At 66.2% G+C, this 24,311-nt stretch carries 24 protein-coding genes and 2 pseudogenes; 13 read left to right on the top strand and 13 right to left on the bottom strand.

Translation table 11 applies throughout. From position 1 onward, the window contains the following. Window positions 1-32: 32 nt before the first annotated feature. The gene (locus D5S18_RS06725; RefSeq protein WP_147403868.1) at window positions 33-374 is read left to right on the top strand and encodes a sporulation protein; all 342 of its coding nucleotides are present in this window, start codon (window positions 33-35) and stop codon (window positions 372-374) included. Between the two features lie 51 nt (window positions 375-425). Here D5S18_RS06725 and D5S18_RS06720 read toward each other — a convergent pair whose 3' ends face one another. Then, on the bottom strand, window positions 426-608 hold the full coding sequence (locus D5S18_RS06720; protein ID WP_120038940.1) for a DUF1918 domain-containing protein: 183 nt from the start codon (window positions 606-608) through the stop codon (window positions 426-428). A gap of 179 nt (window positions 609-787) precedes the next feature. On the opposite strand from D5S18_RS06720, the gene D5S18_RS06715 reads away from it, so the two are divergent. From D5S18_RS06715 to D5S18_RS06705, 3 genes are all read left to right on the top strand, one after another. Beyond that, window positions 788-2,053: an aspartate kinase gene (locus D5S18_RS06715; protein ID WP_120038939.1), complete on the top strand. Its 1,266-nt coding sequence runs from the start codon at window positions 788-790 to the stop codon at window positions 2,051-2,053. A gap of 2 nt (window positions 2,054-2,055) precedes the next feature. Next, a complete protein-coding gene (locus D5S18_RS06710) occupies window positions 2,056-3,090 on the top strand; it encodes an aspartate-semialdehyde dehydrogenase (RefSeq protein ID WP_120038938.1) in 1,035 nt (344 codons plus the stop codon). Window positions 3,091-3,217: 127 nt separating this feature from the next. Continuing rightward, entirely contained in the window at window positions 3,218-3,460 is a 243-nt protein-coding gene (locus tag D5S18_RS06705) for a hypothetical protein (protein WP_120038937.1), read from the top strand. A gap of 8 nt (window positions 3,461-3,468) precedes the next feature. On the opposite strand, the gene D5S18_RS06700 is transcribed toward D5S18_RS06705, so the two are convergent. From D5S18_RS06700 to D5S18_RS06690, 3 genes are all read right to left on the bottom strand, one after another. Then, window positions 3,469-4,812, bottom strand: coding sequence for a serine hydrolase domain-containing protein (locus D5S18_RS06700; protein ID WP_239003585.1), 1,344 nt, complete (start codon window positions 4,810-4,812; stop codon window positions 3,469-3,471). A gap of 273 nt (window positions 4,813-5,085) precedes the next feature. Further along, on the bottom strand, window positions 5,086-5,307 hold the full coding sequence (locus tag D5S18_RS06695; RefSeq protein ID WP_120038936.1) for a cold-shock protein: 222 nt from the start codon (window positions 5,305-5,307) through the stop codon (window positions 5,086-5,088). A gap of 14 nt (window positions 5,308-5,321) precedes the next feature. After that, window positions 5,322-5,864: a GNAT family N-acetyltransferase gene (locus D5S18_RS06690; RefSeq protein ID WP_120038935.1), complete on the bottom strand. Its 543-nt coding sequence runs from the start codon at window positions 5,862-5,864 to the stop codon at window positions 5,322-5,324. Between the two features lie 344 nt (window positions 5,865-6,208). On the opposite strand from D5S18_RS06690, the gene D5S18_RS06685 reads away from it, so the two are divergent. From D5S18_RS06685 to bla, 4 genes are all read left to right on the top strand, one after another. After that, a complete protein-coding gene (locus D5S18_RS06685) occupies window positions 6,209-7,576 on the top strand; it encodes an ATP-binding protein (protein ID WP_120038934.1) in 1,368 nt (455 codons plus the stop codon). Window positions 7,577-7,662: 86 nt separating this feature from the next. After that, window positions 7,663-8,130 carry a Fur family transcriptional regulator gene (locus D5S18_RS06680; RefSeq protein ID WP_120038933.1) on the top strand — a complete coding sequence of 156 codons (468 nt, stop codon included), beginning with the start codon at window positions 7,663-7,665 and terminating at the stop codon, window positions 8,128-8,130. A 54-nt stretch (window positions 8,131-8,184) separates the two neighbouring features. Continuing rightward, window positions 8,185-9,651: a catalase gene (locus tag D5S18_RS06675; RefSeq protein WP_120038932.1), complete on the top strand. Its 1,467-nt coding sequence runs from the start codon at window positions 8,185-8,187 to the stop codon at window positions 9,649-9,651. Between the two features lie 26 nt (window positions 9,652-9,677). Further along, entirely contained in the window at window positions 9,678-10,343 is a 666-nt protein-coding gene (bla, locus tag D5S18_RS06670) for a class A beta-lactamase (protein ID WP_345789702.1), read from the top strand. Window positions 10,344-11,117: 774 nt separating this feature from the next. Here bla and D5S18_RS06665 read toward each other — a convergent pair. The 3 genes and pseudogenes from D5S18_RS06665 to D5S18_RS06655 all read right to left on the bottom strand — a co-directional run. Then, window positions 11,118-11,873: pseudogene (locus tag D5S18_RS06665) on the bottom strand (allophanate hydrolase-related protein); the annotation flags it as partial. After that, window positions 11,837-12,172, bottom strand: a pseudogene (locus D5S18_RS06660) (biotin carboxylase N-terminal domain-containing protein); the annotation flags it as partial. The pseudogenes D5S18_RS06665 and D5S18_RS06660, both read right to left, overlap by 37 nt. Window positions 12,173-12,229: 57 nt before the next feature. After that, entirely contained in the window at window positions 12,230-12,937 is a 708-nt protein-coding gene (locus D5S18_RS06655; RefSeq protein ID WP_120038929.1) for a GntR family transcriptional regulator, read from the bottom strand. 203 nt (window positions 12,938-13,140) lie between these two features. On the opposite strand from D5S18_RS06655, the gene D5S18_RS06650 reads away from it, so the two are divergent. The 4 genes from D5S18_RS06650 to D5S18_RS06635 are packed head-to-tail and all read left to right on the top strand — an operon-like array spanning window position 13,141 to window position 17,935. Then, complete coding sequence (locus tag D5S18_RS06650) at window positions 13,141-15,003, top strand: SCO2524 family protein (protein ID WP_120038928.1); 1,863 nt, start codon at window positions 13,141-13,143, stop codon at window positions 15,001-15,003. 3 nt (window positions 15,004-15,006) lie between these two features. Next, on the top strand, window positions 15,007-15,924 hold the full coding sequence (locus D5S18_RS06645) for an SCO2523 family variant P-loop protein (RefSeq protein WP_120038927.1): 918 nt from the start codon (window positions 15,007-15,009) through the stop codon (window positions 15,922-15,924). Further along, window positions 15,909-16,952, top strand: coding sequence for an SCO2522 family protein (locus tag D5S18_RS06640; RefSeq protein WP_120038926.1), 1,044 nt, complete (start codon window positions 15,909-15,911; stop codon window positions 16,950-16,952). The genes D5S18_RS06645 and D5S18_RS06640 overlap by 16 nt, the downstream gene beginning before the upstream one ends. Before the next feature lie 2 nt (window positions 16,953-16,954). Continuing rightward, window positions 16,955-17,935 carry an SCO2521 family protein gene (locus tag D5S18_RS06635; protein WP_120038925.1) on the top strand — a complete coding sequence of 327 codons (981 nt, stop codon included), beginning with the start codon at window positions 16,955-16,957 and terminating at the stop codon, window positions 17,933-17,935. Window positions 17,936-17,941: 6 nt separating this feature from the next. Here D5S18_RS06635 and D5S18_RS06630 read toward each other — a convergent pair whose 3' ends face one another. The 5 genes from D5S18_RS06630 to D5S18_RS06610 form a co-directional block, all read right to left on the bottom strand. Then, entirely contained in the window at window positions 17,942-18,787 is an 846-nt protein-coding gene (locus D5S18_RS06630; RefSeq protein ID WP_120038924.1) for a hypothetical protein, read from the bottom strand. A gap of 29 nt (window positions 18,788-18,816) precedes the next feature. Then, complete coding sequence (locus tag D5S18_RS06625; protein ID WP_158607810.1) at window positions 18,817-19,287, bottom strand: GNAT family N-acetyltransferase; 471 nt, start codon at window positions 19,285-19,287, stop codon at window positions 18,817-18,819. A 170-nt stretch (window positions 19,288-19,457) separates the two neighbouring features. After that, a complete protein-coding gene (locus D5S18_RS06620) occupies window positions 19,458-20,147 on the bottom strand; it encodes an SDR family NAD(P)-dependent oxidoreductase (RefSeq protein WP_147403867.1) in 690 nt (229 codons plus the stop codon). 185 nt (window positions 20,148-20,332) lie between these two features. Further along, window positions 20,333-21,475 carry a Fic family protein gene (locus D5S18_RS06615; RefSeq protein ID WP_120038921.1) on the bottom strand — a complete coding sequence of 381 codons (1,143 nt, stop codon included), beginning with the start codon at window positions 21,473-21,475 and terminating at the stop codon, window positions 20,333-20,335. 80 nt (window positions 21,476-21,555) lie between these two features. Then, window positions 21,556-21,894, bottom strand: a complete 339-nt coding sequence (locus tag D5S18_RS06610) for a MerR family transcriptional regulator (RefSeq protein WP_120039042.1) — start codon at window positions 21,892-21,894, stop codon at window positions 21,556-21,558. Between the two features lie 70 nt (window positions 21,895-21,964). Between D5S18_RS06610 and D5S18_RS06605 the strand changes: the two genes are divergently transcribed. Further along, a complete protein-coding gene (locus tag D5S18_RS06605; RefSeq protein WP_120038920.1) occupies window positions 21,965-23,125 on the top strand; it encodes an MFS transporter in 1,161 nt (386 codons plus the stop codon). 191 nt (window positions 23,126-23,316) lie between these two features. Here the strand turns inward: D5S18_RS06605 and D5S18_RS06600 are convergent, their stop codons facing one another. Continuing rightward, complete coding sequence (locus D5S18_RS06600) at window positions 23,317-23,925, bottom strand: hypothetical protein (protein WP_147403866.1); 609 nt, start codon at window positions 23,923-23,925, stop codon at window positions 23,317-23,319. Window positions 23,926-24,311: the final 386 nt, after the last annotated feature.

Here is a 24,311-nt window from a genome sequence, read left to right as displayed (position 1 = left end):
GCGCCTACGATCAGGCGGAAACGGGAGGTCTCATGCGATATCAGGAACTGCTCGACCGCATGCGGGGAGGCGTCGACGCGCGCCTGGTCTACAGCGAGCCCTATGAGAAAGACGGTGCGATCATCATCGCGGCCGCGCGAGTCGGTGGCGGCGGTGGTGGCGGCGGTGCGGAGAGCGGGGCCGGAGAGGGGCTGGGATTCGGATTCGGCGGTCAACCCGTCGGCGCTTTCGTGCTGCGCGACGGGCGCTGCGAGTGGAAGCCTGCCGTCGATGTGAATGCCATCATTCAGACTGCGGGCTGGGTGCTGCTGGCGGGCATCATCTCGATCGCCGTGGTGAAATTGCGGCGATCGCACGACAACTCGGCCGGCTGAGGCGTACCTCCGGCCACGCTCGGGTCGGAGGACGGCTTCGCCCGCCGCGTCCTACGCGGGTTCGACCACGGCGTCCGGGCCGGGAAAGACCAGCGATTCGTGGCCGTCATTGAAGCGGACCACGTACGGCGGCGCGCCCTGCTGACCGCGCACCTCGATGATCTCGCCTTGGCGATCGATCTCACCCACCACATGGCTGTGCACGTGTAGTCGGTCTCCGACATTTGCCTGCATCGCACCATTATCACGGGTCGGTGATGCGGGTCACAACAACGGACCGGTCGTCACGGCAAGTCCGCACAGTGACGATCGCCTCCCTCGAATGCCGGAGGTAGCCCGATAACCCCTGGACCGGGGTCGGTAGTCTTTAGTCCTGATATCCAGCTTCACGTCGATCTTGGAGGACTGCCGCCGTGGCTCTCGTCGTTCAGAAGTACGGAGGATCCTCGGTCGCCACCGCCGAGCGCATCCGGCGCGTCGCTGAGCGGATCGTCGAAACCAAGAAGCAGGGCCACGACGTGGTGGTCGTCTGCTCGGCCATGGGCGACACCACCGACGAACTGCTCGATCTGGCCCAGCAGGTCGCGGTCACCCCGCCGCCGCGCGAAATGGACATGCTGCTCACCTCGGGTGAGCGCATCTCGAACGCGCTGGTGGCCATGGCCATTCACTCGCTGGGCGCGGAGGCCCGCTCCTTCACCGGCTCGCAGGCGGGCGTCATCACCACCGGCGCGCACGGCAACGCCAAGATCATCGATGTCACGCCGGGCAGGCTGCGCGACGCGCTGGACGAGGGCACCATCGTGCTGGTCGCGGGTTTCCAGGGCGTCAGCCAGGACAGCAAAGACGTCACCACGCTGGGCCGCGGCGGTTCGGACACCACCGCCGTCGCGCTGGCCGCCGCGCTCGCCGCCGACGTGTGCGAGATCTACACCGATGTGGACGGCGTCTTCACCGCCGACCCGCGCATCGTGCCCGACGCGCAACGCCTCGAACAGGTCTCCTACGAGGAGATGCTGGAGTTGGCGGCCTGCGGGGCCAAGGTGCTCATGCTGCGGTGCGTGGAGTACGCGCGCCGCTACAACGTGCCCGTCCATGTGCGCTCGTCCTACACCGACAAGCAAGGCACCTACGTTTACGGATCGATGGAGGACATCCCCTTGGAGCAGGCAATCCTCACGGGCGTCGCGCACGACCGCAGCGAGGCCAAGGTGACAGTGGTCGGTCTCCCGGACGAGCCGGGCTACGCCGCCAAGGTGTTCCGCGCGGTCGCCGACGCCGAGATCAATATCGATATGGTGCTGCAGAACATCTCGAAGGTGGAGACCGGCAAGACCGATATCACCTTCACCCTGCCCAAGACCGATCTCTCGCGCGCGGTGGAGGCGCTCACCAAGCGCCAGGGCGAGATCGGTTTCGCGCAGGTCATCTTCGACAATCACATCGGCAAGGTGTCGCTGGTCGGCGCGGGGATGAAGAGCCACCCCGGTGTCACCGCCAAGTTCTGCGAGGCGCTGGCCGAGGCCGGGGTCAATATCGACCTCATCTCCACCTCGGAGATCCGGATCTCGGTGCTGGTCAGGGACACCGAACTGGACGAGGCGGTCAAGGTGCTGCACAAGGCATTCGATCTGGGCGGCAACGAGGTAGCCGTGGTGCACGCGGGAACGGGGCGATAGTCATGGGTGTGCGGGTAGGCGTCGTCGGCGCGACCGGTCAGGTCGGCGCGGTCATGCGCAAACTGCTCGAGGAGCGGGATTTCCCGGTCGAGCAGATCCGGTTCTTCGCCTCGGCGCGTTCGGCGGGTAAGACGCTGCCGTGGCGCGGCGGCGAGATCGTGATCGAGGACGCGCAGACCGCGGACCCCACCGGACTCGATATCGCGCTGTTCTCGGCCGGCGCGACCATGTCTCGGGTGCAGGCTCCGCGCTTCGCGGCCGCCGGTGTCACGGTGATCGACAATTCCTCGGCCTGGCGCAAGGATCCCGAGGTCCCGCTGGTGGTCAGCGAGGTCAACCCGGAGCAGACTCGCAACCTGCCCAAGGGCATCATCGCCAACCCGAACTGCACCACGATGGCGGCCATGCCGGTGCTCAAACCGCTGCACGATGTGGCGGGTCTGCGCAGGCTGATCATCTCCAGCTACCAGGCGGTGTCGGGCAGCGGTTTGGCGGGTGTGCAGGAGTTGGCCTCGCAGATCCGCGCCGTGGTCGACGAGGCCGAGGCGCTGGTGCACGACGGGCGGGCCTTGGAGTTCCCGGCCCCGCAGAAATACGTCGCGCCCATCGCGTTCAATGTGCTGCCGCTGGCCGGATCGCTGGTGGACGACGGTTCCGGCGAGACCGACGAGGACCAGAAGCTGCGCAACGAGAGCCGCAAAATCCTCGGCATTCCGGAGCTGCTGGTGAGCGGCACCTGCGTGCGCGTCCCGGTCTTCACCGGCCACTCGCTGTCGATCAACGCCGAATTCGCCGAACCGCTCTCGGTGGAGCGCGCACAGGAGCTGCTGGCCAAGGCTCCGGGTGTCAGGCTGGTCGAGGTGCCCACTCCGCTGGCGGCGGCCGGGATCGACGAATCCCTGGTCGGCCGGATTCGTCAGGATCCGGGTGTGCCCGATGGTCGCGGCCTGGCCCTGTTCGTGTCGGGTGACAATCTGCGCAAGGGCGCGGCCCTCAACACCATCCAGATCGCCGAAGTCCTGCTCGAACAACGCTGATCGAGTCGCGCCCACCTGATGGCGCGCGCTGGTCCGGGCCGACCTGCGCGCGCATGGCGAGGCGTTCCTCGGTCGCCTGCTGTGGCGGGGTCCCGACCGGGACGCTGATTTCATCGGCCCTTCGGGGATGCCGCCGCAGCCCGCACACGTGCGGTTGTGCTCGGCCTGCTCGCCCCCGGTGGTCGTCGAACTCCCCGACCACCGGGCGCTGTTCGGGGATCGGATCGCGGAACTGAAACCCGCTTTCGATGCCGGCTACGACGGGTACTGCCCATTCCACGACTTCACCGAAGTTGCCCTGGTTCTGCAGGACTGGGGTGCGGTGGTACTCGAGGCTCGGGGCTGGGGAGTGGTGGTGACCGCCGGCTGAACAGGCCCCTATTCCCGGATTCCGGGCGCTTCCGAACCGAGGCAGACCACGATCACGCAGCCGGGCGGGGTGTCGGAGAAGGGTGCGGCGAGTGGCTCGTTCAGGCAGTTGAACACATTGCAGCCGGGATAGGCGTCCGGGCCGATGCCGAATACCGCGAGCAACATATCGGTGTCGATCAGGCCGCGCGGGTCGACTTCGGCGGGCGGTTCGATATACGGGCCGGGGTCCGGGATCGGTGGGTGCAGGAAGGCCGCGAGCAGTTTCCGGAAGAATTCGTACGGCAGTTCGGCCTGGTTCTGAACGGCGCCTGCCAGCCCTTGCCTGCTGATATTGCCGAAGATGCCCGTCCACATGACGGTCAGGTGCAGGCTCGGGATGATGAACACGTTCTGCAGGCCCAGACCCGAAATCGCATAGGTGTCGTGGGGGAGGAAGTCCGGGATCTCCGCGCAGCCGGGGCCGAGCCAGAACAGGTAGCCGTAGCATTCGTTGGTCCGCGAGGGCGTGCGCGCCATCGCCATATAGTCGCTCGATACGACTTGCATTGTGCCCCAATGCCCTTCATTGGCAACCAGCAGGCCGATCCTGGCGAAGTCGTCCGGCGGGATGAGCAGGTGCGCGTATCCGTAGGTGTGCGCGGACCGATCACGCGCCCAGTAGTAGTCGGATCGCCGGATACCCAGCGGATCGAACAGTTCGCGCTGGGCGAAGTCCTGCAGCGGTTCGTTTATCGCCAATTCGATGACGTACGAGAGCAGGTCGACGCTGCGCTGGCTGTAGGAGAAATGGGTGCCCGGCGGATGATCCTGTCGCACACCCAGTGCCTGCACCGCGCTGTTCGGATCGATGGGGAAGACGCCGGTAATACCCTCGGTGAATGCGGAGACGCGCAGCCCGGAGGCTTCGGTCAGCAGATCCTGCACCGTGATCGACCGATGTCCGGTATCGCCAAGCCCCGGCGGCAGATATTTGTCGATAGGGGCGCGCAGATCGAGTGCGCCGCGGTCCCATGCGATTCCGGCCAGCAGGGAGACCACACTCTTGGTGGAACTCCAGATATTCCACGGCGTCCCGCCGGTCAGCTCATTGCCCGGTCCGACCCCGACCAGGCAGTCATTGCGAAACACCTGAACATTCAACCGATTTCGATCCTTGGCGAAACGCAGCGCGTCATTGAGCCGGTCGGTGTCCAAACCCACCGCCTCGGGCCGCGCCCGCTCGAACTCCCGCGCCGAGGACACCAGACAGCGCACGTCGTCCTCCGCCCGCGCGCCCGCCGCGACCGCGCCGCCCGCCACCAGGGCCACCGCCGCCGCACCGACCATCAGCCGATGGATGCTGCTCCCCATGCGCCACAGGCTAACCCGATGCAGGCGCCACACCCCGCAGATTCCACAGTCTGCCAGCACACACCGGTGTGCCGCCTGCCTGCGCGTCGCCGGCGTGACGACGTTCGCGCTCGCCCTCGCAGTCCCACAGGCGCCTCGCGGGTGTGCGCAGCATCGGAGTGTTCAGCTCGAATGCATCGTGAACACCATTTGGAAATCGGCGTGACCGGGGGACGGCGTTCGCCGAACCTGCGGCGGCGAGGATACCCGCGGCAGCCGCAATGGCGGCGCATATCAGCTTCTGCAGTGCACCGACTTTGCGCGACATGTGCATTCCCCCCGCGGAATCGGCTCGACTTCGACTTCGACCGGCAGCCCTTCGGCGATCGTGACGATGTCGAGATCCCCGCGAGCGTCCGACAGGTGGAACCACACGAGCGTGCCGTCGGCGTCATCGAGCTTGATCACGCCGGTGCCGTTGCGTGGCTTCCAACGCCACACTGTGCCGGTTTCCACCGTTGGTTCTGGGATCAGCAGGATCGGCTCATGAACAGGGCTGTCTCGCCGGCTGATTCCGTGGTCGTGTAGAGCGAGGTGTCGAGTCCGCAGAAGGCGAATCCGGCCTTGCGATACAGGCGAATGGCCGGGACGTTGACGTTGGTGACTTCCAGCCAGACGTGTCCGGCTCCGAGTTCGCGGGCGCGTCGCATGACCTGGTCCAGTAGCGCGTGGCCGATGCCGCGACCTCGATGTGTCGGTGCCACACGGATTTCCACGATGGTCAGCCGTCTATTCCACGCCTCGTATTCGGTGGTGACGAACCCGCACACCTGCCGGTCCGCCACCGCGACCATCGTGTCGCCCGGATCCTCGTCCCTGGACTGCCCGTCGTCGGGGAATTTTTTGCGCACCGGCGGATCTATCCGTGTCTCGCTGAGAACGAACCCACTGTCGGTGCTGGTCACCGTCAACACCATGTTCGTGCTGAACGAGTCGTCGATGGCGTTCATCGCCGCCGCGTCCTCGGGTCGTGCCGCACGGTAGATCACGGTGTCGTGTCCGGTGACTGTCATTTCCTCACCGTATGGCAGTGCCGATGAAGAGAACATGAACGGTGTCGCGACCCGAATGTTCCGGTTGCACGCCGCAGGCGAAGCATGTCGACGCGCGCGCCGCCAGATGGGGTTACCTGGCGGCGTGCGCGAGGCGAGTCGGCGTCCCACAAGCGCCTCTCGGCGGGTGGTCGCTCGTAGCGACAAAGGGTGCGGCCCGGGGCTGTCCGGACGCCGACAGGGTGTGCAACGAGGCGCGGGGGGAAGGTATTCCGGAGGGAAGAAGTGATCTGGGCAATTCGGGGGATTCGGGCGTGAGCTACTACACTCGACCCGCTCAGGCACGATTTCAGGGGAGGGACGTGATGTCCGACGATCCGGTTCTCACCGAAATGCTCGCCGCGCTGGGGCGCAGCCCGGAGGTGGTGGCGCTGCGGGTGCGGGTGATCGAGTTGCTCGCCGAACGCGGCCGGTACGCCGATGCGCTGTCGCACTGTGGGGCGGTGCTCACGCAGGATCCGGGCAACCCGCGCGCGGTCGAATTGTTGCAGGAATGCACCGCCGCGCTCGCGGCCGCGCCGACGAATCGGGTTGCGCGGTCGGATTCGTCCAGCGGAGATGGTGGCGCGCCGCTGCCGGCTTCCGGCACGAATGTGTCCGATGACTCGGTGCGGCGGGATGCGCCGCAGAGTCGGCCGATCGAGCCGGTGCGGCAACCGGATTCGTCCGATGTGCCGAAATCGACCGCACCCGAATATGATTGGGCCGCCGCGGAAGACCAGGTCGGCGATATCATCGCTCCCGCCTTTGTCGACGATCGCGCGCCTGCGGACTTTGTCGCCGAGGACGATGTCGATGTGGTGAGCAGACCCGATATCGCGCTGGCCCAGGTGGGCGGCATGGTCGAGGTGAAGCGGCAGTTGGCGCTGACCCTGCTGGGTCCGATGCGAAATCCGGAGCTGGCCAAGGCATTCGGCACCTCGGCGCGCGGCGGTCTGCTGCTGTACGGCCCGCCGGGCTGCGGGAAAACCTTCGTCGCTCGCGCGGTGGCGGGGGAGATCGGTGCGAACTTCTATCCGATCGAGATCTCCGATGTCCTCGATGTCTATCACGGCGCCAGTGAGCGAAATGTGCACCAGATCTTCGAACTGGCCCGCCGCAACGCCCCCTGCGTGCTGTTCCTGGACGAGGTCGACGCTCTCGGCTTCAAGCGCAGTCAGATGGCGGGTAACTCGTTGATGCGCACCGTGGTCAATCAGCTGCTCCATGAGATGGATTCGGCGACGCGCAGCAATGACGGCGTCTACATTCTGGGTGCGACGAACCATCCCTGGGATCTCGATGTCGCGCTGCGCCGCCCCGGTCGCTTCGACCGCATGATTCTGGTCGGCCTGCCCGATCCGGAGGCGCGGGCCGCGATCCTGCGCCATCACCTGCGTGAGCGTCCGATCGCGGGTATCGACCTGTCGGTCATTGTCGCGCGCACCGACGGCTTCTCCGGTGCGGACCTGGCCCATGTCTGCACCACCGCGACTCAACTCGCCATGGCCGATGCGCTGCGCACGGGCGCGGTCCGACCGATCACGATGGCCGATATCGGGTCGGCGCTCTCGGAGATCCGCCCGACGGCGGGTGCGTGGTTCGAATCCGCCCGCAACGTAGTGGAATTCGCCAATGGCGATGGTGCGTATGACGAGTTGGCCAAGTACCTGCGCACCAGGAAGTCCCGCTGACCCACCCTGGAGGGTGCCCGCCCTTCTCTGGACAAGTTCCAGATTATTTTCTTGACTAATTCCAGATAAGCGGGCAGGGTCTAGGTATGCACACCGGAAGCGCCGATCCCCGCGAGTGGTTGCGGACGGCCGGGTTGCGGGTCACCGCACCCCGGCTCGCGGTGCTGGACGCGGTGGCGCGCACTCCGCACGCGGATGCCGACAGCGTGGCCGCGGCCGCGCGGGCGGCGCTGGGTTCGGTTTCCACGCAGGCCGTCTACGACGTGCTGCACGCCTGCGTGCGTGCGGGCATCCTGCGTCGTATCGAGCCCGCGGGCTCACCGGCGCGCTATGAGACCCGCACCGGCGACAACCACCACCATCTGGTGTGTCGCGGCTGCGACGCGGTCGTGGATATCGACTGCGCTGTCGGCGCGGCCCCGTGCCTGGATCCCGTCGACGATCACGGCTACGTCATCGATGAGGCCGAGGTCGTCTTCTGGGGTCTGTGCCCGAATTGCCGCGCCCGCGACGAGGACCGCGAAGTCCTTGCGCGGGAAAGCAATTCACCCTAGCGCCGGGCCACAGCCCAGCCCGGCGCATCGCTGCCTATCGAAGGAGGCTCGCGCATGACCAAGCCGACCACCACCAATACCGGCACCCCCGTGCCCAGTGACGACGAATCGCTCACCGCGGGCACGCAGGGCCCGGTCCTGCTGCACGACCACTACCTCATCGAGAAGCTCGCCCAGTTCAATCGGGAGCGGGTGCCGGAGCGCATCGTGCACGCCAAGGGCGCGGGCGCCTTCGGCGAACTGGTGGTCACCCATGATGTGAGCGCCTACACCAAGGCCAAGCTGTTCCAGCCGGGCGCGCGCACCGAATCGCTGGTGCGCTTCTCCACCGTGGCCGGTGAGCAGGGCAGTCCGGACACCTGGCGCGATCCGCGCGGTTTCGCGGTGAAGTTCTACACTCCGGACGGCAATTACGATCTGGTGGGCAATAACACGCCCGTCTTCTTCATTCGCGACGCCATCAAATTCCCGGACTTCATCCGCTCGCAGAAGCGGCTGCCGGGCAGCGGTCTGCGCGACAACAATATGCAGTGGGATTTCTGGACCCTGCGCCCGGAGACCGCGCACCAGGTCACCTGGTTGATGGGTGATCGCGGTATCCCGAAGACCTACCGCCACATGAACGGCTACGGTTCGCACACCTATCAGTGGATCAATGCCGAGGGTGAGCGCTTCTGGGTCAAATACCATTTCAAGACCGATCAGGGCAATGACTTCCTGACTCAGGCCGAGGCCGATCGACTGGCGGGTGCCGATGGCGACCATCACCGTCGCGACCTGTGGGAGGCCATCGAGCGCGGCGAATTCCCGAGCTGGACCGTGTACGTGCAGATCATGCCGGTCGCCGAGGCCGCGGGCTACCGGTTCAACCCGTTCGATCTGACGAAGGTGTGGTCGCATCGGGATTACCCGCTGATCGAGGTCGGCAAGTGGACGCTCAACCGCAATCCGGGCAACTACTTCGTCGAGATCGAGCAGGCCGCCTTCGAACCGTCGAATATTGTTCCCGGCATTGGTTTCTCGCCCGACAAGATGCTGCTCGGCCGGGTGTTCGCCTACGCCGACGCGCATCGCTACCGCATCGGCACCAATTACGTGCAACTGCCGCCCAATCGGGCCAAGGCGGCCGAGGTGAACTCCTATTCCAAGGAGGGGCCGATGCGCTACGACTACAACGATCCGAATGTGCCGGTGTACGCGCCCAATTCGTTCGGCGGCCCGCACGCCGATCCGGAATTGGCCGGTGACGGCGGTATTTGGGAGTTCGATCCCACCATGGTGCGCGCGGGCTACCTGCAGCACGCCGAGGACGACGATTTCGGCCAGGCGGGCACCCTGGTCCGCGAGGTGTTCAGCGCCGCGCAGCGGGATCGCCTGGTGGGCAATATCGTTGGGCATGTGCTCGGTGGTGTGCGCGAACCGGTGCTGAGCCGGGTCTTCGAGTACTGGAAGAACGTGGATGCCGAACTCGGCAAGCGAGTCGAGGAGGGTGTCCGGGCCGGACTCAACGGCAAGGGCTGAGCTCCTGCCGCCGGTCGGGTAGGGAGGTGACTGTGGCGGCAGTCACCTCCCTGCGTGGCATTGTGGGGCCGTGGATTATTCGAGGTTCGCCCGCCGCGCGACCGTCGCGGCGTTGTCCCATACTCGGCGGATCGCCTATCACCGAGGCCAAGGTGGGCCAGACCATGACCCTGTTGGAGATCGCGGCGGCCGCGGTCACCCGTAGCGACAACGCGGCAGGCAATCTGCTGCTGCGCGAACTGGGCGGCCCGCAGCGGTTCACCGCATTCCTGCGCTCGCTCGGCGATCAGGCGGCCCGGCTCGACGACAACGAGCCCGCCCTCGGTGCCTTTCGGCCCGGCGACGACCGCAACACCACCACCCCCGCCGGTCTGGCCGCCGACTATCGCGCCGTCACCCTGGGCGCCGTGCTCGGCACACCGGAGCGCGTTCAGTTGATTCAGTGGATGCGGGAGGCCAAGACGGGAGACAGTCGTATTCGGGCCGGATTGCCCTCGGACTGGATCACCGCCGATAAGACCGGCACGGGCGGCAACTACGGCTGCGTGAACGATGCGGCCATCACCTGGCCCGCGAATGGTCACGCTCCGCTGGTGATCGCCATTCAGGCGTGCGGGAACGGTGAGAACGGCGCGGCAGACGAAACGCTGTTCCCCGAGGTCACCAGGCTCGTTCTCGACGGCCTGCGCTGAACTTCGACCCGCGCTCCCGACGCGCGGGTTCCCGGCCGCGTGCTACCGCCGAGAAGGGGCTCAGAGCAGGCCCCACCAGTACAGCAGGCAGGCCAGCACCCAGACGACCACCGTCTCCATCGCTGCCTCCCAATCTTCGTGGCGCACTTGCCACCATCATCGCGCGAATCCTCGACGCGCGTGTTGCCAACCCCCAGTTTTCGATCTTGAACCCCGCTAGCCTGCGCCTTTGTCTATACAAGGTCTTTTTAAGGGGGTAGCAAGCCTCCGGCGGCATTGTTTGAACCATGAGGAGCGGCGATCCACTCGGAAAGCCGCGCTCCGGTAAGTCCGTAGGACCAGGGAAGGAGGCAAACCCGATGATCGGCATGCCGAACACCGACCTCGCCCGCACCGTCACCGCGACGGGGTGTGGCGCCTACTGAGTCCAACCACCGGGGGTGGGGAACCGGACGCGGTCTGTCTACGAGGGGTGGCAGACCGGGTTCGGGGGTGACGCCGCCCTGGCCGGTCCACGAGGGGTGACCGGCCGGGATGGCAGCTCTTACGGCAACACCACGTCTGGCTCTTCCGGGAGCTGAGCAGCAAAACGGCCGCGGCGACACGGGCTCCGGCATACGGGGGTCTCATCCGTCCATCGGGAGTCGAATTCGCCTCGGCGTCCGCATTCGCGCCTGCCGAAGGTAACCATTCGGTGCTGTGCGTAGGTCCCCACATCGCGGTGTACATGTCGGCCGGACCGGATCGTGCTGGGTGATCCGGTCCGGTCGACTTCTATTCGAGAGTTTCCAAATAATCTGTCCAACAACCGAATTTGGTGATGTCCTTGGCCGCCTGTGTCGCTGCGTGGGTGCAGGTGAAGCCGACGACCTGCCGCCCGTCGGACAATTCGACGCGGGTCAGCGCCATCGGCGCGGGCAGCGCGGCCAGGAATCGGCCGAGCCCGGCCGCCGACACGCGGAACAGTTCGCCGCGTATCTCCGCTCCGAGGCCCGAACCATGGTGCACCAGACCGGGTTTCGGTGGCTCAGTCGCCAAGGCGACGAGTCGGTAGGCGTCGGTGGTGGTGATCGCGCCCGCGAAACGCGCTCCCAATTCCGCCAGCTGCCAATGCAGCGGCTGCCCGCGCAGATGCGCCCCGAAGACCGCCAAATCCAGTCCGCCGCAGACGAATACGGGAGCATCGACCCCGACGAGTCGGGCCGCGATATCGACGGCGACCTGATCGGCGAAAGCGGGCGCCACCACCATGACGCCGAACGGCGCACCCGTCGCGCTGGGCGCGCCCGGTATGGCGATGGCCGCCATATCCAGCAGATTGCAGAAGTTGGTGAAGGTCCCCATCCGGCGGTTGACGGCAATGGGCTCCGCCGCCACCCCGGCGATGCTCGGATGTTCGGTGGTGGTCGGCAGCAGCAGCGCGGCATAGCCGCCGAGCAGACTCTTCGCCACGGTGCGGACGGCGGCCCGCATCGAAAGGTCCGCGGCGAGGTCTGATCCGGAGGCCGCGCCCGCCGCGCGGATGATCGCGCACCCGCCGCCGCCGCGAATTCGGCGTTCTCGGAGAGGAATCCGTATCCGGGATGGATCGCGCCCGCACCCGAGGCCAACGCGGCCTCGACGACCCGGTCCGCGCACAGATAGGATTCGGCCGCCGGACCGGGACCCAAATATACGGCGGCATCGGCCATTTCGACATGCGGCGCGCCGATATCGGCCGCCGAGTACACCGCCACCGTCTTCAATCCGAACGTGCGTGCCGAACGCAGGATCCGGCAGGCGATTTCACCCCGGTTGGCCACCAATACCGTATGGAACCGTAAACTCACGCCGTCACCCCCTACTCGGTTGCCGGACAAGCGAATCGCCCGACAATCAGTTGTCCGCTATTCGGTTGCCAAGGCCATTGCGGTCATGGCGCGGGTGACCCGTTGCAGCACTACTTCCAGCGATTCGCCGATATGGGCGCGCAGCAGCGCATAGGCGTGCCGAAGATTCCCGTCCAGCACGGCGTCCACGATCGCCAGGTGTTCGGCAATGGTGGTCTCGATCCGGTTATTGACCATGAAGTCGTACATACGTATGTATCGGATTCGGGAGTTTACGCCGACCAGCGTCCGGACCGACTCGGCATTGCCCGCCGCCCTCAGCAGGGCGACATGGAATTCCTCGTCGCGCACCACGAAACCGGATTCCTGTGCGGGCGGGTCGGCCCGCAGCCGCAGCCAGCGCTCCCGCTCGGCGCCGAGCAGGGCGCGGTCGTGCACCACCGCCGGATTGTCGATGGCCCGCTGAATTCTGGCCAGTTCCAGGGTGATTCGTAGCTCGTAGAGGTCACGAACCACCGGCAGGCTCGGCCGGACCGGTCCGAAGCCGTACTCCTCGCGCCGCAGCAGACCGTCCGAGCACAGCACGGTGAGCGCCTCGCGCACCGGTGTGCGCGAAATGCCGAAGCGCGCCGAGAGTTTCGGCTCGGTAAGACGTTCACCGAATTTGATGTCACCGTTCATCAATTCGTCGCGCAACGTTGTGTAGACCAGATCGCGCAGTGGTTTTCCACCGCCGTCGTACTGCTCGATCTCCCGTGTCGACATGCGTGTATACGCTATGGACCGCGCGTTTCCGCCGGATGACATCAGGTAAGCAACCCGTTAGCGTCTGCTCACCGCGCGGCGGGTCGATCGCGCATTGTTTGCCGGAATCCGCGTCGAACATGTTGGCCGACACCGTCCTTGGCGAATGTCGCGATATGGCGCACACTCGTAGATGTCAGTGTTCGAGTGAGAACGGGGGACTGATGCGGATCCAGCCGCGACAGCAGCTTTTGCAGGTGTGGCAGGCGCTGCTCGCGAACTGCTACCGGGACAGCAAATGGGTATGGGGCGGTCGCGACGGCGCCAATTCGATCAGTGATACCGAACAGTTGCTGTGCCTGCTGTACCCGGCCACCGAGATCACGGCCTTCGCCCTGGACCAGCCCGACGATATGGCCGACGATATCCGCACCGTGCTCTCCCCGCTCGGCGAGGAGACCAGGATCGGCGGCGCGCTGGTCGTCATGATCGAGGAGTACTTCACCCGCAATACCGCACCCGGTGGTGCGCCGCGGTTCGCGGCGGGCAGCTATCTGCGCTCCGCCGACGCCGGTACGCCCAGCGGCGAGCAGTATCAACTCGAGGTGGTCGACGCCTACTCCATGTCGTTGAGCCTGTGCATAGCCGCATTGCGCTTCCTGCGCGTATTCCAACGCTTCGTGGACAAGCAGGTGCGGCGGGAAGCCAAGGAGCTCTCGGTGCGCATCCGAGAACTGCTGCCGCAGATCAGTATTCGGCTGACCGCCGCCATGACGGGTCTGGTGCGCAGCTTCGTCGTGCACACACCGGAACCGAAATCCGAAGCAGGCCAGGCCATCCTGGGGATGCTCAACCAGACCGGCGCGTCCGAGGACTCGGTTATCGCCGGTATCGCGCGCCGCCTGGACCGGGTCCGCGTGCAGATGGCCAACGACGTGAAACTGGGTCAGACCCCGGATATCGACCTCGCTGACGACCTGCTGCTGTTCCAATGCGGTTGGACCTGGGGTATCGACCAGAAGGCCACCCCGATCGACTTCGTCGACCAGGGCATCAGCACCCAACTCGGCTACGCCGCCTCCCGGCCGGACCTGTATTTCACCATCGTCGCGCTCGACGGCATCAACGACCTCACCGCCCGCCGCACCCGCGAGATGGACCTGCTCAACGACGAACAGCGCCAACTGGCCGACGCGCTGGAACTGCGCTGGGACCTGACCCAGCGCTACTGGTCCGCCGTCGCCCGCTACGGCGCGGGCCGCTGGCCGCTGGAAGATTTCCCCTGGCGCACCTCCGACGGCGAGGAATCCGACTACTACAGCCTCGCTATCTCGGCAATGGTGTTGCAGGACTTCATCAATAGGCAGACCACCGATGAATTGCCGCAGGTGGTCGCGGTATTGGATCAGCTGGCCCGGCGCGGCCGCATCATCAGCAGGCTGACGCCGGGCGATTCCGCGGGGGCGATGCACTTCCCTGGGCTGTCCATCCCCATGCCGGGCAGCGCGGGCATCGGCGACGGTCCGCCGCTGCAATGGGTCGTCCCGGATTTCGCGACGCTGCTCATGAAACGGGCTCTCTCGGCATGGCGACTCTCCGGCGATGTGGCCACCCGCGACAGGCTGATGTCGTTGGCGGAAGCGACCATGGACCATTTGAACGCGCGCCGCATCGCTTCGGGTCCCGCGCGCGGACTCTGGGACGACGCGGCCCGCGTCGCGCAGGTCGGCGACAACGACGAGGCATCCGGGGAGGTATTGCAACCCTCCTGGTACCTCACCGAACGCGTGGTGGAATGCCTCGTCGCCGCCGACCGCAACTACCGCCAACCACCGCTGGCCATGACGTCGATGATCAGCCGCGCCATCGAAATGCGCAGCGAGGCAGAGCATCTGCTCAATCAGGAAATGCTCGAGGTGGGCGATCCCGATGTCTCGCAGACCATGCTCGAACGCATCGAACAACAACTCGACGAGGCCCGCCGTCTACTGTCCGAACAACCCGCCACCGCCTTCAGCCTGGCCGAACAGGCCCTGCTGCAACTACACGAACTGGCCTATGCCCGCCGAGATGCGATGAGGTCCTGACCGATGCTCATATTCTCCACCTCGGACAAGGGCGGCACCGGCCGCTCGGTGACCAGCTGCAACCTGGCCTATCGCCTGTGCGTCAGCGGTCGCAATGTCGCCTATGTCGACTTCGACTTCGGATCGCCCACCGCAGGCGCGCTTTTCGAGATCAGCGAGGTCGAGCGCGGCACTCCGCGCGGCGACGGCATGCACTCCTACCTGCTCGGTGAGACGGGCGTGGCCGCCAGGGTCGACGTGCGCGCCGACTCGGACCGGCACGCCCTGCGTCGACTCGGTCCGCGCGCGGGCAAACTCGTCCTGCTGCCCGGCGACGAGGGCGGTGCGGAATTCCTCACCGCCGACGATGCGGTGGTCACCCGCTGCGCGGCGCTGCTGCTCGCGCTGGAACAGGAATTCAAGGTCGTCATCGTGGATCTGAGCGCGGGGCGCTCGGTAGCGCTGGAGTTGGCGCTCAAGGCCACCGCGCTGCCGCAGCTGCGTTCGTTCACCGCGCGCTGGCTGATCTTCCACCGCTGGACCCGCCAGCACATCCTGGCCGCCAGCGGCCTGGTGCACGGCCCGCACGGACTCGTGCAGGCCGGTAAGGAATGCGGTCACGACCCGGCCGAACTACTGGAATCGGTGCGTTTCGTGCGCACCGCCGTCCCCTCCACCACCCTGCACAGCAGCGTCGAGCGTCCGGCCCAGGCCGCCTGGCTCCTGGAGCAGAACGCGGCATTGCGCAGGCTCGCCTCGGTCAACCAGCTCGGCGCCAGCACCCTGCTCGGCGAAACCCCCGTCGAACCGATGCTGCAGTGGCGCGAGCAGGTCATCCTCGATATGGACGTCTCCGCCAAGATCGCCAACGAGGAAACCGCCGCCGCCTACACGGATTTGGCGCGAAAACTGCTGGATAACGCCACATGGGAAAGGTTCTGATTCCGGTGCGCGACGCCGTGGGATACAGCGAGGAAACCGAGCACGTTCGCATCGAACAGGTGCCGCTGTCGCACCTGTCCATCGAAGTCGGCCATTTCTACCTCAATGAGATCACCAACGATATGGATCAGGTGGTCAAGGAGTTTCGCCGCATCGTGCCGCTGGTGGACGCCTTCATCGCCTCGGCTCGAGTCGAATTCGGTCCGCAGGCCAGGATCAGCACCTGCTACCTGATCGACGACTACTTCCAACCCGATACCGATCCGCGCGAGATCCTCGGCAAACTGCTCACCGCCGCCGACGAAACCGGCCTGCGCATCGACTATCTCGCGCGCGAGGCGGGCTGCTGGCAGGCGACGCCCTTCGCCGACGGCGTTCCGGTAGGGGAGCCGATCGAACTGGCCGAGATGGTCGCCGCCCGCCTCGTCGCCGAGCCCGCCCCGCCCGCCACCGGCCGCCGTCCGCCCACCGTCGAATCCGGCTGGCTGTGCAACGGTCGTCGATCATCGGATTTCGATGCGGCCCAGGCCATGCGGGTGCCGCAGTACCGCCCGCCCGAGGAGTTCGGCCGCCGCGAACACTCCATCTTCCTCGATGTGCAGTTGTGGAGTAAGCACACTGAGAACATCAACGGGGACAGCGTTATTCGCACCAAATGGTCCTGCCCGTTCCTGGCCTCGGTGTGGCATCTGCTGCGGCTGGGCATGTTGCGCTACGAGGGCGCGGCCGTGGTGGACCCGCAGCCGTGGTCACCCGGCGAGGTTTGGCCGCGTCAGTGGCGGCAGGTGCCCGCCGTGGTGCGGCTGAATCCGGACGCCGCGCCGTTCGCCGCCTACCGCACTCTTTCGATGCTGCCCAAACGCTATCTGGGGATCGAACATTCGGTGCGGCTCATCCTGGACCACATCGACCTCGACGACGATGTGGTCGGCCAGATCATCGCGCGCGGCGCCGCCGACGAGGTGCCGGTCACGGTGCCGCGCAAGGTCACCGAACGGCTCTCGCACCTGCTGCTCGACGGGTCCTAGCCATGGCGGCCTCCCGCACGCCCCTCATCGCCCTCGGCGAGGTGCGCACCTGCCTGGTTCCCGCCTCCGCCGCACTGCATCGCGCCGAAGCGAGCGAACTGCTCGCCCTGGTGCCCGGCCGACGCGTCCGCTGGCGGGAACGCCCGAGCTCCCTTGCCATTTCGCCCACCACGGCGGTGGGCGTCGACTGCGAACTGGTGCTGCCCGGTCAGGAGCCCGCCAGGGTGGTCGGCACGGTGGCCGAGTACGCGGTGGTCACCGGCGGCCGCATCTTGCAGGCGTCGACCGTCACGAGGGTGCTGCGCGCGACCGAAAGACGCAGGCAGACCTGGTCGCACTATCTGAGTCGCGTCGGAGTCACAGAGGCCGTGAGCAAACTCGGCGAGCGCGAGACCGCGACCGACAACCTGGCCGACGGCTATCTCGACGGCGCGCCGACCCCCGACACCCTCGATCTGGCCTCGATCGGTGAGCGGCTGCTCGGCCGCCTGCGCTCGGATCCGTCACTGGATCAGAAGGCGCCCATTCAAGCCGCCACCACCCGGCTGCGCTGGACCGCGCGCATCGGTGGCGCGGCCGGTCCTCGCCTGGCGCTGCGCCTGGACGACGAGACCACCCGCTCGACCCGGCTCATCGTGCGCGAGGAGGCGGATCTGGCTGCGGCCCAGCGCTTCTGCGAGGATCTGGCCGCCCACGACTGGCTGCTCACCATCACCGACGCCGCCATCGAGGAGGCCGACCGCTTCCCCACGTCGAGTCGCGACCAGATGGAGATCCTCGCGCCGGTCCTGGAACATCTCGCGCACCTGTGGATGCCGGGCGCGCACACCCCGCCCGCGCTGCGCGGCCTATGGAAGGATCTGCAGGCCGATCCCGGATTCTCTCGCCAATGGACCGCGCGCGTCGGCCAATTGCGCGACCGAATCTCGGTCGCGCAGTGGGAAGATCTGCGCCGCACCAGAATCGGCCGCACCGACTGGTGAAAGGGCCTACATGCGGAACCACTTCCGCACCAGCAGGGCGAAGAACACCGACATCGTCACCGCGCCCGCCCATGACTCCACCGCCAGCATTGTGCGCCCACCCGGTCCGGAACTGACGGTATCGCCAACACCCGCCGGATTCAGATAGGACGTCACACTCAGATACACCGTCTCGGTCACCGGCTGCGCCGCGAACAACAGCAGAATCGCCGTGAACACCACCAACTGCACCGCGATGAAACCCAACAGGCGGAATGGTTGATATCCATAGCCGCACAGCAGATCCGACAGTTGCGGCCCCCACCTACGCCACCCTGGCGGCAGTGCCGAAGTGCGCGCCCTGGCCAACCGCAGACCACACCGATCCTCGGCATCGGTGTCCTCATTGGCCCGATGCAGAAAGCTCGCACGCCGATACGACAGCACCGCGTGCCCCGGCAGGCCGAGCCCCACGAAACTCGCGCCCAACCGCTCGTACACCTCGGCCAGCAGCGTGGTCTGGGTGCGACTCAACCGCAGCGGCCCGCGAAACTCCACCTCGGCGGCCAACAAAGCCGCGATCAACTCCGCCGGAACGTGTCGATCCGCTTCGAGGGTGGGAAAATCCTTGGCGGCACGGTAAATCGAGGCGAACACCAGACTGTCGCCGCGGCGGCGGGCCGTCGGCGGCTCGAAGGTGTAGACCACCGATTCCACCTGTGCGTTGAATGAATCGAGCAGCGTCAACTCGACGCCGACGCCCTCGACGAAATCATTGACCTCATCGGCGTATTTCCCGGCACGCCTGAGGATTCGGGTGGCGACCGACGACACGAACTCCGAACCCGGTTCGATTCCGGTTGAATCGGGCATATCCACACTCCCCCGCAGTCGGTTCCACTTTACCGACCGAGTCTGCACTCCAACACATCTCGCGGCTCCCCTTCACCGAAATAGCGCTCATCGTGCGCCGCCCATTCGAATCCGGCTCGCTTGTAGATATTCATCGCCGACTGATTGGTCGGGCGGACCGTGATCAGCACACTGCCCACATCCAGCGAACCGCACAGCCGCAGCGCCTGCTCGACCAGCGCCGTGCCGTAACCGCGGCCGCAGGAGTCGGCCGCCACCGCCAGACTCAACAGCCAGGCCCGTCGCTGCGGCGCCAACGCCACCAGCACATGGCCGAGCAACCGACCCTCCACCTCCACCACGAGCCAACTGGCGCCGTGCAGATCGAATAGCTGGCGCAACGCGAAATAGGGGTAGGAATGCGCGCCGAAACGTTCGTTCTCGATCGAGGAGACCCGGTCCAGGTCAGTCAGTCGTGCCCGTCGATACACGGGTGTCGTAGCCGCCGTCGCGATGTTCAAATGTGTGCTCCCCAGTGCTCCCGAACCAGCCCTAATCCCAAGCGTAGAGCGTCCCTGCGGGGAGCAAGCGCCGCGGGGAGCCCGTTGCCGCCGAACGGGTGTAGTTTATGCGCCCGACCCGTGACCTCGAGGCGGGAACGGTGTGCGACACCCGGCGCAAGCTGTCATAGCTATTCGATTGCTGTAGTGGATTTCCCGGCCGAGTCGTCGACCACCACGCGCTGCCCCGTCCACGCCGAACCCGTCCCGGCCAGATAGGCGGCCACCGCCGCGATCTCCGGCGACGCCCCCGCATCCGCCGCCGCGGCGAGCACCTCCGCGCTCGGTTCGGCCTGCGCGGAAATCGGTTCGACGGCATTGACGGTGATACCGCGCTCGGCGAAATCCGCCGCCGCCGAGGTCACCAGTCGGCCGAGAGTGGGCAGCAGCGGTGAATCCCCGCCCGACACCGCGACAATCCGCCCGTCATCGGCCAAATGCGCCAGCGCCAACTGCAATCCGTAGTACGCGCCCAACGCGTTCGTATTGAAATCCCGCTCGAAGTCATCGGCGCTGACCTCCCGAAACGGTTTGGGCACCACCGTAGCGGCGCAGGTGTGCACCAGCACATCCCAACGCCCGAAGGTCGCGAGGACCTCCTGCACCAGTTCTTCGAACTCGTCCGAATCGCGGAAATCGGCCGCCAACTCCAGCGCCGAACCGCCCGCCCCCACAATCTCGTTCACCACATCCGCCGCCGCCTCCGGCACATGCGGATGCGCGATCACCACCCGATCACCCTGCCCCCCGAGCGTTTTCGCCACCGCCGCCCCAACGCCGGTATATCCGTTCACCACCACGACAACTCGTCCCTCGGTCACGACCCCGCCCCCACTCGCCAATGCCCGTCGGCTCTCATCGCCGTATCCTTCCCTCGTCCGCCGAATCCACCAGGCTCAGCATCCCAGCAGCGACCTTTCCGGACCACCCCGCCCCTATCGGTCGCCAATTCGCTACCTACCCGATCATCGAGAATTCACAACAATCATCAGAAGCATTCCGCCGATCATCGCGGTCGCACCAACTCCATCCGCAATTCGGGAAACGGATCCGATATGCGGCGCGGCACCTCCTCGCGCAGAACACCTTTCAACTCCACCAGTCGCGCACCCGCGAGATAGTGCCTCCGGTGCGTCTCGCCCCGCGACTCGAGCAGTTCGAGTTCGATGAGTGCCTTGATATCCCGAGTCGCCGTGCGCTGGTCGATCCGCGCTCGCGCGAGATAGGTCTGCCGCCGAACCCGGAACCCGATGAGCGCGTCGTAAAGGAGATCGGTGACGCGTTCCGGCAGCTTGCACTCGGCCACCACCTCATCGAGCCGCGACCACGCACGCTCGGCCCGCCGAAGCCGGCCCGCCACCGTCTGCGCCTGAATATCGTGCGCCCGCAGGTTGAATCGGAGCCACAGCCGCGCATCGCTGTCGGGGGACCAACAGCCCGTGCTCGCACGCGCCAGCACGCGGTAGTAGTCCTCGGTATTCGCCCCGAGCCATTCTTCGATACTGCAAAAGGTCGGTTCGGCGATGCCGCCGCGCGAGACCACCAAGGTTTGCAGTGCCCGCGCCATACGACCGTTGCCGTCGCGGAATGGATGAATCATCACCAGATTCAGATGCGCCATCGCGCCCGCCACGATCGGATCCGCGTCGGCCGCCAAAGCGCCCGCCAGTTCCGTCATCAGCTCCGGCACCATCTCCGAGCCCGGCCCCTCGTAAACCGCTTCCCCGCTGCCATCGTTGCGGACGTATATCGGTCCGGTGCGATATTGGCCGGGACTCTTGGTCAGATCGTGGCCGAGCATCATGAAATGCAGTGCCCTGAGGCTCGATTCATCGATCGGCGCGGCATTCTGCGCCATCGTGAGTACGTAGCCGAGCGCCTGCCGATAGCCGCGAATCTCGGCGAAGGTTCGCTCGTCGGCAGTCAGCGCGGACTCGTAGTCGACCGCCGCGGCCGCGTCATCGGTCTCGACCACATACCCTTCGATGCTGTTCGATCCCCGAATCGCTCGTGCCATGAGATTGCGGCGCAGCAGCCCCGGCCATCGCTTCGGCACTCGCATCGCCGAGGCCAGGGCATCGCGGCGCGAGTAGATCCCCGCGAGTACCTTGCGGTCCGTCTCGTCCAGCTCCGGAGTCCGATGCAGCAAAGTAGCCTCCCGTGTCGCTATGTCGCTAAGTTTAGGACAGAATGTAATTATTTGTCCAAAATTTAGCGACATAGCGACAGTCAGGTGGTCGAATCCAGGAGTTGGTCGAGCATGGTGCGGGCGGAGCTGATTCGGTCGATATCGGCGGTCATGCGCAGGCGCTCGTGCATGAGGCGGGCGCGGCAGCCCGCGAGCAGCGGGGCATCGCCCGCGGCACAGGCGAGGATGTCGGCGATGAGGTCCATGCCGAGGCCCGCCGCGAGCAGGGTTTGAATGTGGGTGACCGATTCGACGGCGGTTTCGTCGAAGACTCGGTACCCGCTCGGGGTGCGGTGCGGACTCAGGGCACCCTTTTCCTCGTAGTAGCGCAGTGCGCGCACGCTGACACCGGTCCGGTTGGACAGTTCACCGATCTGCATCGCCGGCTCCATACCGTCGTGGATTCACAGACTTGACCCTCACGTTGACGTCAGACTTTAGCGTACCGGCATGTTCGTCTTGGCAGTCTTGATGTTCTGCGTTTTCAGCGTCACGACCGGCGAGTTCGTGGTCGCGGGGATCCTTCCCGACGTCGCGGGCGACCTCGATATTCCGGTCGGCGCCGCAGGTCTGCTCGTCACCGCCTACGCCATCGGAATGATCATCGGCGGGCCGGTCCTCACCGCGATCACCGCGGCGTTGAACCGGAAACGGTTGATGCTGGCCCTACTAGCCTTCGCCGGCATCGGAAACCTGGTCTCGGCCTGCGCCCCCGGATACGGCTGGCTCCTCGCGGCACGAGTCGTCACCGCACTGGTGACATCGACCTTCTTCGCGCAGGCGGTGGTGGTGGCGGTCCGCTCGGCGCCACCGGACCGTACCGCCACGACGGTGGCCCGGCTGGCGTTCGGCATGAATCTGGCCATGATCCTGGGCGCGCCGCTCGGCACCGCGATCGGTCATCAATGGGGTTGGCGCGCCACCTTCGCGGCCGTCGGCCTCGGCTGTCTACTCGGCACCGCACTGATCGCCATGCTGGTCGCCACCCCGCCCGACGAGCAGCGCGGCTCGGCCATCGCCGAACTCCGTGTGCTGCTGCGCCGCCCGGTGCTGCTCGCCCTGGCTCTCACCGCGATCGGCAATGTCGGTGTCCTCATGGTGTTCACCTACCTCGCCCCCCTGCTCACCGACCTGGCAGGACACCCACAGAACCGCCTGCCCATCCTGATGCTCGGCTACGGAATCGGCGCGACCCTCGGCAACCTCCTCGGCGGCACCCTCTACGACAGGAACCCCCGCCTCTGGCAACCCGCCCTACTCGCCCTGCTCGCCCTCACCCTCGCCGCCGCCTGGCTGCTCGCCCGCACCCCGCTCCCCGCCGCAGCGGCCGTAATCCTCATCGGCATACTCGGTTTCGCCATCATCCCCGGCATGCAGGCCGGAGTCCTGCGATCCGCCACCGAGGCCCCAACCCTGTCCATGGCCGTCAACGCCTCCGCCTACCAGGTCGCCGCCGCCTGCGCCGGCCTCGCGGGCGGCCTCGTCGCCGACTCCGCCACCGGCCCCCGCCCCATCTACCTCATAGCGGCAGCCCTCACCGCCTGCGGCGTCCTCCTCACCGTCCTCAGCGCCGCGACCCGAACCGAACCCGAGAAAGTAGCCGCCCACTGAAATGGCCTTCGCGCCCAACGCTTCTCCCGCCGATCGGCTCCTGCCGCGCATAGTGTCCGCAGGAGCCGCTCCGCAGGCGTAGCCCTCGATGGGCGATGCGGAAGGCGCGGAAATCCCGTCGCCGAAGCCGATTTGGAAGATCTCGCCTTTCGGCCTGGCAAGCTCGCCGGCGCGGCGAGAAGAACGTTCGGCTAGTTGACTTCGGACTCGTCGGGGCGCGGCCTTGCGGGCCGCTCGTCGGGGAAGAACGCAGCCGGCCACGTCCCTGGAATCTTGCCCGCCAACCGGCGGGCGGCAGTGTCGAGCCGATCGAACCGCTGTAGCAGCACCATTCCGTGCGCCACCGTCTGACGGTGTGACTCGATCGCTGCGTCGAACGCGGTGGTCGCGTCCGCAGGCCTGAAGACGCGAGCGATGCCGTGCATCGCGTCGTTCCTCGGCCGGACCCAATCCTTGATCTCGACCACCACAGCGCGAAACTCGGCATCAGGCTCAATCCCCGAATCGCCGCTTTTCCCGACTAGCTGCTTACACAATGGTCCGATCGCCGCGACCTCGACGGAAGCGATCCCTTGCAGGTGGCCCAAACGACTCGCGAGTCGATCCCCAATGAGCGAATCGAGAATCGCGATCGCTTCGAGGTGATGGCCCTGGCTCGCGCACCGCTCGACCCGATCGAACGCGTCCGCGTAGCGTCGCCATCGTTGGTTGCCGAGACCGTCTCCGCGCGACTTCTCGCGTGTTGTAACAGCCATCATTCCCCTCCGTCGCGGATTGTGCGGCACCGGGTGTTCGCGCACTGCTTGTGATCATAGATTGCCAATTCAGCCGAGATAGGTTGGCGGGCACGTAGTCTCAGGTCGCGCGCCGCCGGCTCGGCTGAAGGCCCAAGCGGAATCCAACGCCCTTTCGGGCCATTGCGATACTCCGCATCCTCATTCGAATCGCCCACTGCACCAGTTACAAGTTGGCCGGTTCGGTCAGCGTGCGGGGTGGCAATACGGGATGTTCCCGCAAGCACGCTTGTCACGAATTCGGGCAGGAGTTCTCGGCGTGCTCCTGACGCAGCGTCGGCGGTGCCGACGCAAGGTGCGTCGGCGGAAGTGGGATGGTAGCGGATGGACGAGTCGGGAAATGGGCAGGTGTGGAAGGTCGGTGAACTCGCGACCGAGGCAGACCGACGGTT

The organism is Nocardia panacis (assembly GCF_003598715.1).
Taxonomy (GTDB): Bacteria; Actinomycetota; Actinomycetes; order Mycobacteriales; family Mycobacteriaceae; genus Nocardia; species Nocardia panacis.
This window is presented reverse-complemented; position numbering and strand designations above follow the sequence as displayed.

Excerpts from the sequence above, each read along its gene's own strand:
- D5S18_RS06725 (WP_147403868.1), top strand. The coding sequence starts at position 33 with ATGCGATATCAGGAACTGCTCGACCGCATGCGGGGAGGCGTCGACGCG.
- D5S18_RS06720 (WP_120038940.1), bottom strand. The coding sequence starts at position 608 with ATGCAGGCAAATGTCGGAGACCGACTACACGTGCACAGCCATGTGGTG.
- D5S18_RS06710 (WP_120038938.1), top strand. The coding sequence starts at position 2,056 with ATGGGTGTGCGGGTAGGCGTCGTCGGCGCGACCGGTCAGGTCGGCGCG.
- D5S18_RS06705 (WP_120038937.1), top strand. The coding sequence starts at position 3,218 with ATGCCGCCGCAGCCCGCACACGTGCGGTTGTGCTCGGCCTGCTCGCCC.
- D5S18_RS06700 (WP_239003585.1), bottom strand. The coding sequence starts at position 4,812 with ATGGGGAGCAGCATCCATCGGCTGATGGTCGGTGCGGCGGCGGTGGCC.
- D5S18_RS06690 (WP_120038935.1), bottom strand. The coding sequence starts at position 5,864 with ATGACAGTCACCGGACACGACACCGTGATCTACCGTGCGGCACGACCC.
- D5S18_RS06685 (WP_120038934.1), top strand. The coding sequence starts at position 6,209 with ATGTCCGACGATCCGGTTCTCACCGAAATGCTCGCCGCGCTGGGGCGC.
- D5S18_RS06680 (WP_120038933.1), top strand. The coding sequence starts at position 7,663 with ATGCACACCGGAAGCGCCGATCCCCGCGAGTGGTTGCGGACGGCCGGG.
- D5S18_RS06675 (WP_120038932.1), top strand. The coding sequence starts at position 8,185 with ATGACCAAGCCGACCACCACCAATACCGGCACCCCCGTGCCCAGTGAC.
- D5S18_RS06655 (WP_120038929.1), bottom strand. The coding sequence starts at position 12,937 with ATGTCGACACGGGAGATCGAGCAGTACGACGGCGGTGGAAAACCACTG.
- D5S18_RS06650 (WP_120038928.1), top strand. The coding sequence starts at position 13,141 with ATGCGGATCCAGCCGCGACAGCAGCTTTTGCAGGTGTGGCAGGCGCTG.
- D5S18_RS06645 (WP_120038927.1), top strand. The coding sequence starts at position 15,007 with ATGCTCATATTCTCCACCTCGGACAAGGGCGGCACCGGCCGCTCGGTG.
- D5S18_RS06640 (WP_120038926.1), top strand. The coding sequence starts at position 15,909 with ATGGGAAAGGTTCTGATTCCGGTGCGCGACGCCGTGGGATACAGCGAG.
- D5S18_RS06635 (WP_120038925.1), top strand. The coding sequence starts at position 16,955 with ATGGCGGCCTCCCGCACGCCCCTCATCGCCCTCGGCGAGGTGCGCACC.
- D5S18_RS06630 (WP_120038924.1), bottom strand. The coding sequence starts at position 18,787 with ATGCCCGATTCAACCGGAATCGAACCGGGTTCGGAGTTCGTGTCGTCG.
- D5S18_RS06610 (WP_120039042.1), bottom strand. The coding sequence starts at position 21,894 with ATGCAGATCGGTGAACTGTCCAACCGGACCGGTGTCAGCGTGCGCGCA.
- D5S18_RS06605 (WP_120038920.1), top strand. The coding sequence starts at position 21,965 with ATGTTCGTCTTGGCAGTCTTGATGTTCTGCGTTTTCAGCGTCACGACC.